Annotated in this window: 11 protein-coding genes; 8 read left to right on the forward strand and 3 right to left on the reverse strand. The window is 67.3% G+C overall.

Annotation, left to right across the window (positions count from 1 at the left end; all coding sequences use genetic code 11):
• Position 1: 1 nt before the first annotated feature.
• Positions 2-1,057 (reverse strand): alcohol dehydrogenase family protein, encoded by a 1,056-nt coding sequence (locus AAF481_14190; GenBank protein MEM7482322.1) that lies wholly within the window; start codon positions 1,055-1,057, stop codon positions 2-4.
• A gap of 77 nt (positions 1,058-1,134) precedes the next feature.
• On the opposite strand from AAF481_14190, the gene AAF481_14195 reads away from it, so the two are divergent.
• The 6 genes from AAF481_14195 to AAF481_14220 all read left to right on the forward strand — a co-directional run bounded on the left by AAF481_14195 (position 1,135) and on the right by AAF481_14220 (position 8,758).
• Entirely contained in the window at positions 1,135-2,736 is a 1,602-nt protein-coding gene (locus tag AAF481_14195; GenBank protein MEM7482323.1) for a PQQ-binding-like beta-propeller repeat protein, read from the forward strand.
• 38 nt (positions 2,737-2,774) lie between these two features.
• Positions 2,775-3,833, forward strand: a complete 1,059-nt coding sequence (locus AAF481_14200) for a TAXI family TRAP transporter solute-binding subunit (protein MEM7482324.1) — start codon at positions 2,775-2,777, stop codon at positions 3,831-3,833.
• Positions 3,834-3,895: 62 nt separating this feature from the next.
• Positions 3,896-5,821 (forward strand): TRAP transporter fused permease subunit, encoded by a 1,926-nt coding sequence (locus AAF481_14205; protein MEM7482325.1) that lies wholly within the window; start codon positions 3,896-3,898, stop codon positions 5,819-5,821.
• Positions 5,822-5,988: 167 nt separating this feature from the next.
• The gene (locus AAF481_14210; protein ID MEM7482326.1) at positions 5,989-7,032 is read left to right on the forward strand and encodes a DUF2911 domain-containing protein; all 1,044 of its coding nucleotides are present in this window, start codon (positions 5,989-5,991) and stop codon (positions 7,030-7,032) included.
• Positions 7,033-7,172: 140 nt separating this feature from the next.
• Entirely contained in the window at positions 7,173-7,652 is a 480-nt protein-coding gene (locus AAF481_14215) for a hotdog fold domain-containing protein (GenBank protein MEM7482327.1), read from the forward strand.
• Positions 7,649-8,758, forward strand: a complete 1,110-nt coding sequence (locus tag AAF481_14220; protein ID MEM7482328.1) for a nitronate monooxygenase — start codon at positions 7,649-7,651, stop codon at positions 8,756-8,758. Before AAF481_14215 ends, AAF481_14220 begins: the two co-directional genes overlap by 4 nt.
• A gap of 432 nt (positions 8,759-9,190) precedes the next feature.
• Here AAF481_14220 and AAF481_14225 read toward each other — a convergent pair whose 3' ends face one another.
• Positions 9,191-9,427 (reverse strand): DUF2191 domain-containing protein, encoded by a 237-nt coding sequence (locus AAF481_14225; protein ID MEM7482329.1) that lies wholly within the window; start codon positions 9,425-9,427, stop codon positions 9,191-9,193.
• 130 nt (positions 9,428-9,557) lie between these two features.
• Positions 9,558-10,637 (reverse strand): hypothetical protein, encoded by a 1,080-nt coding sequence (locus tag AAF481_14230; protein ID MEM7482330.1) that lies wholly within the window; start codon positions 10,635-10,637, stop codon positions 9,558-9,560.
• Positions 10,638-11,128: 491 nt separating this feature from the next.
• On the opposite strand from AAF481_14230, the gene AAF481_14235 reads away from it, so the two are divergent.
• Positions 11,129-13,942, forward strand: a complete 2,814-nt coding sequence (locus AAF481_14235) for a winged helix-turn-helix domain-containing protein (GenBank protein ID MEM7482331.1) — start codon at positions 11,129-11,131, stop codon at positions 13,940-13,942.
• Positions 13,943-14,089: 147 nt separating this feature from the next.
• Positions 14,090-14,521, forward strand: coding sequence for an SRPBCC domain-containing protein (locus AAF481_14240; GenBank protein ID MEM7482332.1), 432 nt, complete (start codon positions 14,090-14,092; stop codon positions 14,519-14,521).
• Positions 14,522-14,625: the final 104 nt, after the last annotated feature.

Here is a 14,625-nt window from a genome sequence, read left to right on the forward strand (position 1 = left end):
CTCAGGCCGGTTCCAGCAGTACCTTGGTGCAGCCCTCGGTCCGCGCCGCGAACATTGCGTAGGCCTCGTCACCGCGCGCCAGGGGCATGCGGTGGGAGACGATCGCCGACAGGTCGTAGCGACCGGTGACGGCCAAATTCAGCAGCCGGTCCATGTAGGCCCGGGCCGGACAGCGGCCGGTGCGGAAGGTGAGGTTCTTGTCGTAAGCCTCCGCCGGACTGAAGGCGAAGGTCGGTGCGGTGTGCACGCCGACCGCCGCCACGCTACCGCCCGGTCGCACCAGATCGATCGCCAGACGGCTCGCTCCAGGACTGCCCACCGCTTCGAGCACGGCGTCGGCGCCGCGACCTTCGGTGGCGGCGCCGACCGCCGCCACCACCGACTCCTCACCGCGACCGAGATCGAGGCCCTCGGCGCCGAAGCCTTCGGCCAGGGCGAGACGGCCGGGCACCGAGTCCACCGCCAGCACCCGCTCCGCCCCCAGTTCCCGGGCGCCCACCACCGCCATCAGGCCCACCGGGCCGCAGCCGAGCACCACCGCCACCTCGCCGGGCCGGCAACCGGCCAGCTCGGCGCAGAAGAATCCCGTCGCCAGGATGTCGCCGGTGAACAGGGCCACCTCCGGCGCCAGACCTGCCGGCACCGCCACCAGGGTCGAGTCCGCCAGCGGTATCCGCGCGTACTCTGCCTGCACGCCGTGCAGGCCCTCTCCACCCTCCACCCAGCCGTAGAGCTGGCCGGCGGAGCAGCGGCCGGTCAGGCCCCGCCGGCAGTAGAAGCAGGCTCCGCAGCAGGTGGTGAACGGGCTGACCACTCGGTCTGCCGGCCGAAAGGAGCGGACCTCGGCGCCTACTTCGACCACCTCCCCCACCAGCTCGTGGCCCATCACCGTACCGACATCGAGGCCCGCCTCGCGACCGTGATACACGTGAAGATCCGAACCGCACAGGCCGGCCAACTCGACCCGCACCAGCGCATCGCCCGGTGACCGGATCGAGGGATCCGGAACCGTTTCCCAGGACAACCGCTCTACCCCTTGGAAGGTCAACGCTCGCATGGGGAGATGGTACAGGGCCGTAGCGCCAGGCGGGTGAATTCGCTACCCTTGGACCCGACTCCGATGAGCCCCTTCCGATGAGCTTTCTCCGCGCCCTTCGCCGCTGGTTTCCCGCCGCGGTGGTCTTGCTCGTGCTGGCCCGCCTGCTGTGGGTTCGCCTCTTCGCACCCTGGCCCGGCCAGGAGAAGTTCACGCAGTCGGTGCTCGCCCTGCTGTTGGGCGGCATCGCCCTCTTCCTGTGGATGCTCCTCGCCTCCGGCTGGCGCTGGTGGGTGCGCCTCGGGTGGGTGGTGGCCCTGGTCGCCGTCTCGACTCTCGCCTTCGCCACCCTGCGGGTGACCGGCGTCACCGGCGATCTGGTGCCGATCTTCGACTGGCGCTGGGAGAGAACCGTGGCGGACGACGACAGCGCCGTACGGGCGGTGGACCGGAACGTCGATCCGCAGGACTTCGCGACCGTCTCCTTTCCGCAGTTCCTCGGCCCTGACCGCGACGCCACCCTCGCCGGCCCGCCTCTCGATGCGAATTGGCAGGCGCGCCCGCCGAAGCAAGTTTGGCGGCGGACGATGGGCGAGGGCTGGTCCGCCTTCGCGGTGGATCGCGGGCTGGCCGTCACCCAGGAACAGTATGGCGACGAGGAACACATCGTCGCCTACGAGCTGGCGAACGGCGAACCGGTGTGGTCCCACGGCGAGGCCGAGAAATACGAGAGCCCGGTGGCCGGCAACGGACCGCGTGCCACTCCCACCATCGCCGGCGAGCGGGTCTTCGCCATGGGCTCGACGGGTCGCCTGACGGCGGTCGACTTCCGCACCGGCGACCGCCTATGGAGCCGCCATCTCTACCGAGAAACGGGCGCACAACTACCGGACTGGGGGGTCGCCGCCTCGCCGCTGGCGATGGAGATCGCCGGCGAAGAGCTGGTGGTGGTGCCGGTGGGCACGTCGCCGGCCGGCGACGGCGGGTTGCTGATGGCGCTCGACGCCGCCACCGGCGAAACCCGCTGGCGCGGCGGCGAGGGCCGTTCCGGGTATGCCTCGCCGGTGCTCGTCACCCTCGCCGGCCGGCCGCAGATCCTGACCTTCAATGTCGCCAGCGCCACCGCCCACGATCCGGCGGACGGTCGCGTACTATGGCGGGTGGAGTGGTCCAAGGCGCAGCCCAACGTCGCCCAGCCGCTGGTGCTGCCGGGGGATCGCGTTCTGCTCTCCTCGGGCTACGGCATCGGCGCCAAGCTCTTCCGCATCGTCGCCGGTGCGGACGGTACCCTGACGCCCCAGCTCGAATGGGAGAGCCCGCGTCTCAAGGCCAAGTTCACGACCCTGGTGCATCACGCCGGCGCCGTCTTCGGCCTCGATGACGGCACTCTGGTGAGCCTCGACCCGGCCACCGGCGAGCGCCACTGGAAGCGCGGCCGCTACGGCCACGGCCAGACCTTGCTGGTGGGCGACCTGCTGGTGATCGTGAGCGAAAAGGGCGAGGTCGTGCTGGTGGCGGCAGACCCCGAGGAGTATCGCGAGCTGGCCCGCCTCGCGGCCGTCGAAGGCAAGACCTGGAACAACCCTGCGCTCGCCGGACCGTACTTGCTGGTGCGCAACCACCGCGAGGCGGTCTGCTACGAACTACCCGTCGCGCCCGAGCGGATCACCTCGGCGTCCACCGTAGCCGCTGGCGGTTAGTGCGATTCGAACCTCACTCAGCAACAGGAGACGGTTTCATGCCCCGAAGGATTCTCTTCCTCAGTTTCGCCACTCTGCTGGCTCTCTTGCTGACGCTGGCCGGTTGCGGTGGTGACGGCGATACCAACGCGACCGGTGACTCCAGCGGTGGCGACAGCAACGAACGCCGCTTTCTCTCCGTCGGCACGGCGCCACCGGGCGGTACCTTCTTCGTGGTGGGCGGCGCCTTGGCGGAGACTCTCGACCAGTCCGGTGGCGCATCCTGGCGGGTGACCGCCGAGGCCACCAAGGGCACCCAGGAGAACATCCGTCGTCTCGATCGCGGCGAGCTGGATCTGGCCCTCGCCAACGCCGCCATCAGCTACTTCGCAGTGCGCGGCGAGGCGGCCTGGGAAAAGCCCTTCGAGATCCGCTCGCTGATGACCCTGGCACCGAACGTCGCGCTGTTTGTCACCCCGGCGGACTCGGGGGTTCAGACGATCGCCGACCTCGCCGGCAGGCGGGTGGTGATCGGCCCCGCCGGCGCCGGCTTCGAGCACTTTGTGAATCCCATTCTCGCGGCCCACGACCTCACCCAGGACGACCTGACGCCGCTCTCCGCCACCCAGAGCGGCGCCGTCGATCTGTTGACCGACGGCGCCGCCGACGCGGCCTTTCTCGGCGGCGGCGTGCCGACGCCTTCCATCACCCAACTCTCTGCCTCGCGGGAGGTGCGCTTTCTGCCCTTCGCGCCGGAGATCCGGCAACGGCTGGTGACGGACTATCCGTTCTTCGCCCCGGCCACCATCGCCGCCGGCACCTACCGCGGCCAGACGGAGGCATTCGAGGGCCTGAATGTCGGTTCGATGCACCTCATCGCCGCGGCGGACCTCGACGAAGAAACCGCCTACCGCATCGTCAAGACCCTGTGGGAAAACCGCGAGCGGGTGGTCGAGCGCCATGCCGCCGGCCGCGCCATCCGTCCGGAGATCGTGGTGCGCGATGTCGGGACGCCCTTCCACCCGGGGGCCGAGCGCTACTTCCGGGAGATCGGCATCTGGCCCGAGCCGTCGACCGGTGACTCCGAGTCCGAAGATCCGCCCACCGGCGAGTCCTGACGAGGGCATCGCTCCTGACCCTGACGAACACGCCCCGCGAACGGCTGACCTCGACCCTGGCGGTGGCCCTTTCGGTCTTCTGCCTGGTCGAGGTCAACTACCCGCTGCTCACCCCGCCGGGCGAGCTGGCGGCATTCGCCACCCTCGGGGTGTGCATTGCCTTCCTGAAAGGGAAGCATGTTGTCGGCTGGGTCGGAGCGGCGCTATTCGCCGCCGTCGGGCTCTTCCTGTTCGTCCAGAGCGAACCGCTGTTCGAGCCCCTGTGGCTCGCCGGCCGGACCCTCGGTGAGCGGGCCGGCGCCGAAACCTCCATCGACCTCTGGGTCGGCACCGTCGGCCTGCTGTTGATCCTCGTCGCCACGGTGCGCACGGTGGGCTGGCCCCTGCCCATCCTGGCCGGCATCTTCCTGCTCTACGCGGTCTTCGGCAGCTCCCTACCGGATGCTCTGTTCCCCCATCGCGGCTACTCCTGGGAACGCATCGTCGGCCAGACCTTCCTGCAGAGCCAGGGGGTCTTCGGTGTCGCTCTGCAGGTGATGTTTCGCTATGTCTTTCTGTTTTTGATCTTCGGCGCGGTGCTCGAAGCCACCGGCGCCACCCGCTGGGTGCTCGAGGGGGTGCGGCGGCTGTTCCGCGGCCGAGCCGGCGCGCCGGCCAAGGTGGCGGTGCTGTCGAGCGGACTCCTGGGCTCCCTCTCCGGTAGCGCCGTCGCCAACACCGCCACCACCGGCACCTTCACCATCCCGATGATGCGCGCCGGCGGTTTCAGCCGCAAGGTGGCGGCGGGCCTCGAAGCGGCGGCTTCCTCCGGAGGAGCACTGATGCCGCCGGTGATGGGCGCCGGCGCCTACATGATGCTGGAGATCATCGATCCGCCGGTGACCTACGTGGAGATCCTGCGGGCGGCACTGCTGCCGGCGGTGCTCTACTACCTGTCGCTCCTGTTGATCGTCGACGGCTACTCGAAGCGGCTGGCCCTCAAGGGTGAGAAAATCGCTTCCGATGCTCCACCGGCCTCAGGCCTCGACCTCGCCGAGGACGAAACCGAAGAGGGCGACTCCGCCGAAGAGGACTCCCGCGACAGCCTGTGGCGTTACGAGGGCTTGCTGTTCCTCGCCGGACTCGGGCTACTGATCGGCTTTCTGCTCTCCGGGGTGAGCGTCTTCCGCTCGGTCACGGTGGCGCTGGCGGGCGTTCTGTTGCTCTCTTTCTTCCACCGGCGCACCCGCTTCCGCTGGCGCGGCCTCGCCCGCTGCTTCGACGGGGGAGCCCGCGCCGGCGTCGCCCTGATCACCGCCGCCGCCGCCGTCGGGGTGGTGATCGGCGTGGTCACCCTGACCGGCCTCGGTACCCGCCTGCCGGCGATGATCCTGCCGCTCGCGGCGGACCACCTGCTGCTCGCCCTGGCGGCGATCATGGTGTCCGCCATCATTCTCGGCATGGGCCTGCCGTCGGCGGTCTGCTACCTGCTGCTGGCAACGCTGGTGGGGCCGGTTCTGGGGCAACTCGGCGTGCCGCCGCTAGCGGCACATCTGTTCATCTTCTACTTCGGGATGATGTCGATGGTCACTCCGCCGGTGGCCCTGGCCGCTTATGCCGCCAGCTCCATCTCCGGCTCCGGCCTGCTCGAAAGCGGGCTGGCGGCCTTCCGCTTCGCCCTCGCCGGCTTCACCCTGCCCTACCTGTTCGTCTTCCGGCCGGGCCTGCTGATGCTCACCGGCAGCGGCGAGGCGGCCTCGGCGACCACCGTTGCCGTCTCCCTACTGGCCGCCCTCGTCGCCATCGTGCCGCTGGCCGCCGCGGTCTCCGGCTACCTGTTCGGTCTCCTCGGCCCCGCCGCGCGGGGAGCGCTCTGGCTCGCCGCCCTCCTCGCCCTCTTCCCACCGGCTTCCGGTGTTGGTTTCTCCCTCGCCAACGGCATCGGCGCCGCCCTGCTCGTGGCCGTCGCCGTCGCGAGTTGGCGTCAGAGCCGTCTCGTACCCACGTAGTAGATCGACGAAACTCGCGGGCGTCCTTCGCGTATCAGCCTCGGGTCACCTGATTTTCTCGCGGGCCTCGCGGCCGCACCCGGGCTGATGGCACTACCCCACGCCCCATCCGTCGTCATACCCGTCGCGAGGCCTCCGAGACCTTTCCTTCGAAGAGGAGCGAATCCATGAGCAAGAGAATCTACCCAGGAACCGCAGCCCTCGTGCTGCTCATCGCGTTGGTCGCCACCCCCCTGTCCGCTCAGGTCCGGGGCATGCCGGAAGTCAGCCCCGACGCCCATGTAACCCAGGTCGTCGGCGTGGCGAAGATCAAGATCGCCTACCACCGCCCGGCGGTCAACGACCGCGACATCTTCGGCGCCCTGGTGCCGGACGGCGGCGTGTGGCGGGCCGGCGCCAACGAGAACACCACCATCACCTTCAGTGCGCCGGCCAAGGTGCAGGGCCAGAGCATCGGCGCCGGCACCTACGGCCTGCACATGATCCCCGAGGGCAACGACTGGACGATCATCTTCAGCAACAACTCGACCTCTTGGGGCAGCTTCTCCTACGACCAGGCCGAGGACGCCCTGCGGGTCACCACCACCGCCTCCAAAGCGCCCTTCACCGAGCGCCTGACCTTCGACTTCGAGAACCTGGACAACGATTCGGCCACCGTGTTCCTGCAGTGGGCCGAAACGAAGATTCCCTTCGAAGTGGAGTTCGACACCCACGGGCTGGCCCTGGCATCGATGCAGAACCAACTCCGCTCGCGGGCAGGATTCAACTTCCTCGGCTTCACCTCCGCGGCCAACTACCTCGTCCAGAACGACATCGAGCACGAGCAGGCCCTCGCCTGGGCGGACCAGGCGCTCGGCATGCAGCGCAACTTCGCCACCGTATTCACCAAGTCGCGGGTGCTCCGCATGATGGGGCAAGAGGCCGAAGCCGAGGCGATGATGGTGGAAGCGGTGCCGCTGGGCAATGAAGGCCAGGTCAACTTCCTCGGCTACCAGTTCATGCAGGCCGAGGACTACGACCAAGCCATCGAGATCTTCCAGAAGAACGTCGACGACCACCCGGAGTCGTGGAATGTCTACGACAGTCTGGGCGAGGCCTACGCCGCCAAGGGCGACACCCAGAGGGCCCGGAACCTCTACTCGAAAGCCCTGGAAATGGCCCCGGATGGGCAGAAGCCTCGCATCCAGGGCATTCTCGACAACATGTCGTAGTTCGCCTCCGGAAGCCATGACTCGCGGGCTTCGGCGCCGCCGCTCCGGAGCCCGCGAGTCCGCTCACCAGCTCCCCATGCCCCGACGTCTGGTCGCAGAGGTTTGGCGAGATGGAAAGGTTAGGGGATGATGGCCGCACCATGGCCAAAGCGAATCCCTCACCGGGCGCCCGGGCGCTCGAGTCCTGGCGGCGCCTGAGCCGGCGACCCGGCGGTAAATGGCTCTACAGCCGTCTCGTTTCCCTGACCGTCCCCTACACCGGCTCCATTGGAGCGAAGGTCGAGTCCCTCGAGCCGGGACACGTCGTGGTGTCTCTGCGCGATCGCCGCAGGGTGCGCAACCATCTCGCCTCGATCCACGCCGTGGCGTTGATCAACCTGGGAGAGTTCACCAGCGGCCTGGCGATGCTGACCGGCCTGCCCACCAGTGTGCGCGGCATCGTCACGCAACTCTCCGGCGAGTTCATCAAGAAAGCGCGCGGCCGGCTGATGGCCGATTGCCAATGCCGTCCACCGGAAGTGCGCGAGACGGCCGACTACCCGGTGGTGGCGGAGATCCGCAACGCCGACGACGAGGTGGTGGCTCGGGTGACCACTCACTGGAGGCTGGCCCCCAAATGAGCGACTCTCCAAAGCCCGACGCCAAAGCAGTTACCGGGGACGCCTCGGTGGTCGATCCGGACCAGATCGACACGCAGAGGATCGTCCCGGTGCGCTATCGGTCGGACGAATACCCGCTCCTCGACACCCCCCTGGCGGACCACCTGGGGATCGAAGTACCGCTGATCTGCGGCCCCATGTACCCGTGCAGCAACCCGGATCTGGTGGGCGCCGTCTCCGCCGCCGGGGGGATGGGAGTCCTGCAGCCGATCTCCTTGACCTACGTTCACGGTCACGACTTCCGGGAAGGGGTGCGTCTGATCCACAGACTCGCCGGCGGCCGGCCGGTGGGGATGAACGCGCTGATCGAGAAATCCTCCAAGCTCTACCACGAGCGCATGGTGCAGTGGATCGACATCGCTCTGGAGGAAGGAGTGCGGTTCTTCGTCACCTCCCTCGGCAACCCCGCCTGGGTGGTGGAGAAGGTCCACGCCGTAGGCGGCGTCGTCTACCACGACGTCACCGAGCGCAAATGGGCCGAGAAGGGTGCCGCCGGAGGGGTGGACGGCCTGATCGCCGTCAACAACCGGGCCGGCGGCCACGCCGGCCAGCGCACCCCGGCGGAACTTCTCGACGAAGTCGCCGACCTCGGCCTGCCGGTGGTCTGCGCCGGCGGCATCGGTACCGAGCAAAACTTTGTCGAGGCCCTAAAGCTCGGCTACGCCGGCGTCCAGATGGGCACCCGGTTCATCGCTACCGAAGAGTGCCGCGCCGCCGACGCCTACAAACAAGCCATCCTCGAAGCCGACGCCGACGACATCGTCCTCTCCGAGCGCATCACCGGCGTGCCGGTGGCGGTGATCAACACCCCCTACATCGAAAAGATGGGCCTCAAAGCCGGCCCCTTCGCCCGCTGGATGCTGCGCGGCCGCAAGCGCAAACACTGGATGCGTACCTTCTACGCCTTGAAGTCCATCCGCCAGCTCAAAAAGGCGTCACTGGACGAGGAGGCGAGCCGCGAGTACTGGCAAGCAGGCAAGAGCGCCGATGGCGTGCGCGAGATCGAGCCGGCGGGGGAGATCGTTCAGCGGTTTGCGGGGGCGGCGAAGGGGGTCGCTTCCGACTGACGGCGAATGAACACCGGTCAGCGGTCGAGGGGTGCGCCCGCGGACGGTGCTCGAACTCGCCGGATCCTCACCTCGCCGAAGGGCGCTGTCGTGAGTCCGGCGAGATCGACCGATTCTCAGCTCTTCTCAGCTCGGACAGGCTGCGCTCCGCTCGCGGGCGCACCCCCTGACCTTGGTGAGCGGCGGCGGCCGGGTAGGCCCAAAAATCAGAGTCAAGAATCAGGACAAGGATTGGCAGAACCGCCGTCACGAAATACCCAGGGACAGGCTCTGGAATCGAAAACCGACAAGCGGATTCCGAACTCGTAAATCGGGTAACCTTCCGAAGTCGCGGTCAGCGCTCCAAAGTTCTCGAACACCGTGGTGGATACACAGGGCAGCGATCCGGGCGTCGCGCACCTCCGGTCCGGTCAACTGGCCGGTGGCGAGGACTCATTCGAGCACGCGCCAGTAGTCGCTGGCATCGCGGTTCCGCTCCCAGATGCCTTCTCGAAACTCCGGAGCGAGCCCTTCACCGTCCACGCTGGCATCGCGCAGCTCGAATTCCGGAGAACGACGGCGGCCTTCGAGCACCTGCCTCAGACCTTGTTCGATAAGCGAGGGCAGCGTCGTCGGCTCGTCCTGCGCGGTCTCCTTGGCGCGGTCAAAGAGTTCGCCGGAGATTTCCACAGTAGTTTTCATCTGGGAGACCACAACATTAGAAATGAGCACCCATGATTACCATCCGATGATCGCCGAGAGCAACGACGGCGCCGCCCGCGCCGGCCGGTGCAGCGACGTCGTTGCAAGGTCGGCCGGTTCAGGGAGCCACTGTGCTCCAAGCGGACGTGTCGCCGCTCTCGAAGCCGTCGGCGAACAGGCTCAGGTCGACCAAAAAGCCATGAAACGCCTCGTTGCGAATGCCCCAGCCGGCGATGAAGCGTTTGTCCGGAGAAACCGCGATGGGCGTATCCAACGACCAGGGCTGGAGCCCCTCGACGCCCTTCATCGTCAGGTAGTCGTCGAGTCGGACCATACCGTCCGTTGGGGTCCAGGCGAAGCCAGCGCGCTCGATGGGCGACCCGCCACTCCATCCTACGATCAGGTTGCCGTCCTCGCTGAGATCTCTTGCCCGCGCGCTACCGCCCAGGTCGGGGAGAACCCCGATCAGCTGCGTACCGGTGGTGCTGGTCCAGCGGTACGCCTGGTCGGATTGTTTCCCGCCGCGTCCGCCGACGATGATCGAACCGTCCGAATTGGTCGCCGTCGCTTCTCCCACGGCCTCGCCAGCGCTCAGAGGGCTTTCTATACCGTTAACCCAGCGAACACCTTCCCATATCCCCGTGTCGGGGTTCGCATCCCATCCCACGATCGTTGTGCCACCCTCCGACACGCCGTTGGCTCGACTGTTTTGGCCCACGGCACCGAGGTCGACCATGCCGTCGACCTCGTCCCAGCGAAAAGCTCGAGCGCTGTCGCAGTCGTGCCAGGCCAAACCTACGATCACCGACCCGTCCCCGTTGATCCCCCAGACACTGGTGCTAAACGAGTCGCAAGGCGCCCCACCAGGAACTTCGCCGAGCGGCTCCCAGTTTGTACCGCTCACCCACATCGCCGCCTTTTCGATCGCGCCATCCATGATGGTGCCACCGATCACCGAGCCGTCGCCGGACACGTAGGGCGTCGCGCTGCCGCCGATCATTTGCAGGCCGGAGGCCTGGGTCCAGCGAAAGGCAGAGCCGCCGAGCCCGAAGGAGCCGACGACCACTTGGCCGTCGTCGCTCATCCCGGAAACGATCGCGTTTGGCCCCAGGTCGATGATCGTCTGGGCTTCGGCCTGCGCGGCCAGATGCACGATACACAAGAACAAGCTCCAAGCGATCCAGGTTCTTTTCTTCACGGTTTCCTCCTGCGTGGATTACGGCGTGCGATCCCGTCTCCATCGACATCGCCAGCATCACGCGGGTCGAGGTCGCTTGGCTGCACGGGTCCTTGGTAGCGCCGAAGGTCATTGGGGACGTCGGCTCTGAAAGAGAAACGACGTCCGCGGTTCCTTATTGCGTTCTGGGCTCGATTGTGGCTTCATGGGAGCCGCCGGGTCCTTCGCCTCCGCTTCGCGATTCCTCCGCGGTTTCTTCGCCCGACCTTCGCGCCTTGCTTCGCCCTCTGCCGGGGTCCCGGGCAGCGAATAGATCCTTCGAGATATCCTAGGATCGACGTCGACACTGTCCACCAAACCAGGCGAGGCCCGCGAATCGTCGTTCGAACCTCATGTCTGCGCTCGTAACGAAAAAACCGCTGTTAGCGAGTGATTTCACCGTCGGTGACTGGTCCGTAGAACCGCGCGAGCTGCGCATTCGACGCGGAAGTGAGGATCGGGCCTTGAGCCCCATGCAGATGGATCTGCTGGTGTTCCTTTGCGCCCGTCCAGGTGCGCTGGTGAGCAAGGCTGAGTTGCTGGCAGCGGTTTGGCGAGGTGCGGAGGTCGAAGAAGGGGCTCTGGCGCGTTGCGTCTCCGAGCTGCGCCAGCTCCTGGGCGACAGCGCAAAGAATCCGGAGTACATCGCGACAGTGCGGCGCCGCGGCTATCGCCTGGTCGCCGTCGTCGAGAGCCCCGCGGCCCTCGAGGCGCCATCCGAGGAGCGAAGGCCACGGCGGTCTCCCTGGGTCGCGGCGCTGCTGGCGCTGCTCGTCCTGGTAGGCGCCTGGGGCGTCATCGGACTGCTGAAGAGAGGCGCTCCGTTCATCCCGGCAACGGAAAACGGACGGGCCGCGGTGTCCACCGAAGTCTCGAACGAGCCGATGGCAGCGCGACGAACGGTTGCGGTGCTGGGATTCGAGAACTTGACCGGTGCTGCGGAGCATGACTGGATGACCACCGGGCTCGCGGAGAGCCTGTCGGCCGAGTTGGCGGCGGCTCCGGAGTTGCGGGTCGTGCCGACGGCGGCGGTGCGCAGCGTCGAACGAAAGCTGTCGGCCGATCCCTCGAACGAGGAGCGAGGGCATCGCTATCTGTCAGCAGCTTTGGGCGTGGATCTCGTGGTCTTCGGCTCGTTCTTGGCCGACGGCCAAGGGGAGCAGGAAGCTCTCCGCATCAACGTGTGGGTCAAGGACACCTCGGCGCCGGGCGGTTTGCAGGAGGTGTTGATCGAAGAACGCCCCGCTGATGAGCTGCTCGAGACGCTGGCCCTGGTCGGCGCTCGGCTGCGGGCCAGCTTGGGGCTGGGTGGCGAAACGATCCGACGGCCGCTCGGCGACGAACACGCTCGCTCCCGTTCCTCCATGGCCGCGCGCCTGTTTCACGAGGGTCAGTGGCTGCTGCAGCGTCATCGAGCCGCGGCGGCCCGCGTCAAGCTGGAAACGTCGATCGCCGAAGACCCGTCCCAACCGTTGGCATACCTGGCGCTGTCCGAAGCCTGGTCGGAGCTCGGCGACTACCACGAGGCGCGGCGAGCCGCGGCAACCGCGCTCGAGCTCGCCCCGGGCCTGCCCAACGAGCAACGTCTCTGGGTCGAGGCCGGCGCTTCCCGGGCGGCGCGCTCATGGGCAGCGGCTCTCGAACGATATCGGGCGCTCTGGTTGCTGTCGCCGGAGAGTCTCGAGTACGGCTTGCGAACCGCCGAGGCCGAGCTGCGCGCCGGGATGCTCGAGGCTTCGCTCAACAGCGTCGAGCGCCTGCGCAGCAACCCTGCAGCCCAGCAGGACCCCCGGATCGAGCTGATCGCCGCTGCCTCCGCCGAACAGATGGGGCGGCACGAGGCGGCGGCGAAAGCTGCCCGCAAGGCAACGAGCTTGGCTTCGGCGCTCGGCGCTACCCACCTGGCGGGGCGAGCACATCAAGCCGAAGCGTATTCGCTGCTCTCGGCCGGGCGCCTGCCCGAGGCGTTGGTCGCCGCCGAAAACGCACGCCAGCTGTTTGCCGAGTCCGGTGATCTGGTCAGCACCGGTCGGGTCTTGGCACGATTTGCCGTCAAGCTGGTAGAGCGCCGCGAAGTCGACTTGGCGCAGGGCCTGCTCGACGAAACCCGCTCGATCGTCCGGGATTACCCGGATCCGGCCTTCGAGGCAGACATCGCGATGGCGCGGGGATTGTTGGCGCGAGCCAGTGGCGATCGTGCCGAGTTTTCTCGGTATTTGGAGCAAGCTCGTCAGACATTCTCCCGACTTGGCGATGTCGCGGGTAATGCCCGCGTCGACACGTGCTTGGGCGTGCGCGCGGCGAGAAATGGCGAGAGCGCGCTGGCGACACGTCTCTGGGCGGACGCAGCGGCGGGGTTTCACGAGGTGGGGGATGGCCTCTCAGCCTCGATGGTCGAGGAGAACCTGGCATGGCTGGCGCTCAATCTTGGCCACGTCACCGAGGCGCAGACCCGCTTCCAGACTTTGGCAGCGCAAGCGCAAGCCATCGGACGCTACGCCCAGGCGGTACGTGTCCTGGTCGGCCTCGCCTGGTCGGCCTGGCAAGCCGGCGATCTCGCAGTGGTCGAGACGGCGCTGCGGCAGTTCGAGGACGCCTCCGTCGGCAGGAGCTCTCAGGATTTGGAGATGGCAGCCTACTCCCTGCAGGTCTTGGCGCAGCAGGAGCGAGGCAACGTACCAGGCGCCCACGGCGCGGTGGAGAAGCTGGCTGAGCTCGCCGCCAAGCAAGGGGATGGAGACCTGATGAGCCGTGTTTGGGCCTTGCGGTCGTGGCTGGACCTTCAGTCCGGCGACTTTGCGTCGGCGGAGCTGAAGGCTCGGCGGGCGGTTCAGGCGGAGAACGCGGCCGACGACCACTGGCTCCTGCTGGCCGAAATTCTCTATCGACAAGGTGCGCTCGATGACGCGAGCCAAGCGCTGCAACGAGGGGCGGCTGTCGAAGCTCTCGTCGCCGGTGGGAAAGAACTCAAGGCGCGCGAAGTGCAGAACCTCGAGATGTTGATCGCAGGGGCCGGCGGCAAGATCGAGAGCGCTCGGTCGAGGTTGCTGGCCAACGAAGCATGGGCGGTCGAGCGCGGCGGGTGGCGAATGGTTGCGGAGACCCGCCTGGCCCTGGGAGAGCTAGAAGCATCCGCGGCATCGTGTCCGTCCCACATGGCCATGGCGATGACCACCCTCACCCTGGATGCCCGAACACGTGGTTGGTCCCGGACGGCCGAGAAGGCCGAGGCCCTGGCTGCCAAGTGCTCCGGCGAGGCGATGGCCGCGATCGTCCTCCATCGCTAGCGTTCTACGGCCACAACCCGGGGCCGCCTCCTCGGCTTCTCCGGCATGACCTCGATCCACGGGAGGACGCCCCTACGATACGATGCCGAGAACCCGGAAGACCGTCCGCCGAGGTGCCGACCTTGTCGATCTCTACCCGGAGCCACCATGCTCGAAATCCTCCACGATCTCCCGATCCAAGCCCCGCTCTCGCGGGTCTTCCGGGCCATCAGCACCCCCGAGGGTCTCGATCTCTGGTGGACGAAGGCATCCACCGGCATGCCCACCGTAGGTTCCGAGTACGAACTGGATTTCGGACCGGGCTATCTCTGGACCGCGAGGGTCACGCGCTCAGTCGCTGATTCCGAGTTCGAGCTGGAGATGGTGCAAGCCGACGACGACTGGGCCGGCACGCGGGTGGGTTTTGGGCTGGAGGACCGAGGCGGCAAGACGTGGCTCAGGTTTCACCACACCGGTTGGCCCGAGGTGAACGAGCACTACCGGATTTCCTGCAACTGCTGGGCGATGTACCTGAGAATCCTGCGACGGAATTTGGAATACGGCGAGGTCGTACCCTACGAGGATCGCCTGGACGCCTGAGCGAGTTCATCGGCCTGTGGATCCAATCAGGGTGAAACGACTCACCCACCCCACCGACTGTTACTCACGATGAAACAGTACATCGTCTACGCGCATCCGCACGG

The organism is Acidobacteriota bacterium, assembly GCA_039030395.1.
Lineage (GTDB): Bacteria > Acidobacteriota > Thermoanaerobaculia > Multivoradales > JBCCEF01 > JBCCEF01.

What these genes read in the sequence shown, in the direction of transcription:
- AAF481_14190 (MEM7482322.1), bottom strand. Translation starts at nt 1,057, where the DNA reads ATGCGAGCGTTGACCTTCCAAGGGGTAGAGCGGTTGTCCTGGGAAACG.
- AAF481_14195 (MEM7482323.1), top strand. Translation starts at nt 1,135, where the DNA reads ATGAGCTTTCTCCGCGCCCTTCGCCGCTGGTTTCCCGCCGCGGTGGTC.
- AAF481_14200 (MEM7482324.1), top strand. Translation starts at nt 2,775, where the DNA reads ATGCCCCGAAGGATTCTCTTCCTCAGTTTCGCCACTCTGCTGGCTCTC.
- AAF481_14210 (MEM7482326.1), top strand. Translation starts at nt 5,989, where the DNA reads ATGAGCAAGAGAATCTACCCAGGAACCGCAGCCCTCGTGCTGCTCATC.
- AAF481_14215 (MEM7482327.1), top strand. Translation starts at nt 7,173, where the DNA reads ATGGCCAAAGCGAATCCCTCACCGGGCGCCCGGGCGCTCGAGTCCTGG.
- AAF481_14220 (MEM7482328.1), top strand. Translation starts at nt 7,649, where the DNA reads ATGAGCGACTCTCCAAAGCCCGACGCCAAAGCAGTTACCGGGGACGCC.
- AAF481_14235 (MEM7482331.1), top strand. Translation starts at nt 11,129, where the DNA reads ATGCAGATGGATCTGCTGGTGTTCCTTTGCGCCCGTCCAGGTGCGCTG.
- AAF481_14240 (MEM7482332.1), top strand. Translation starts at nt 14,090, where the DNA reads ATGCTCGAAATCCTCCACGATCTCCCGATCCAAGCCCCGCTCTCGCGG.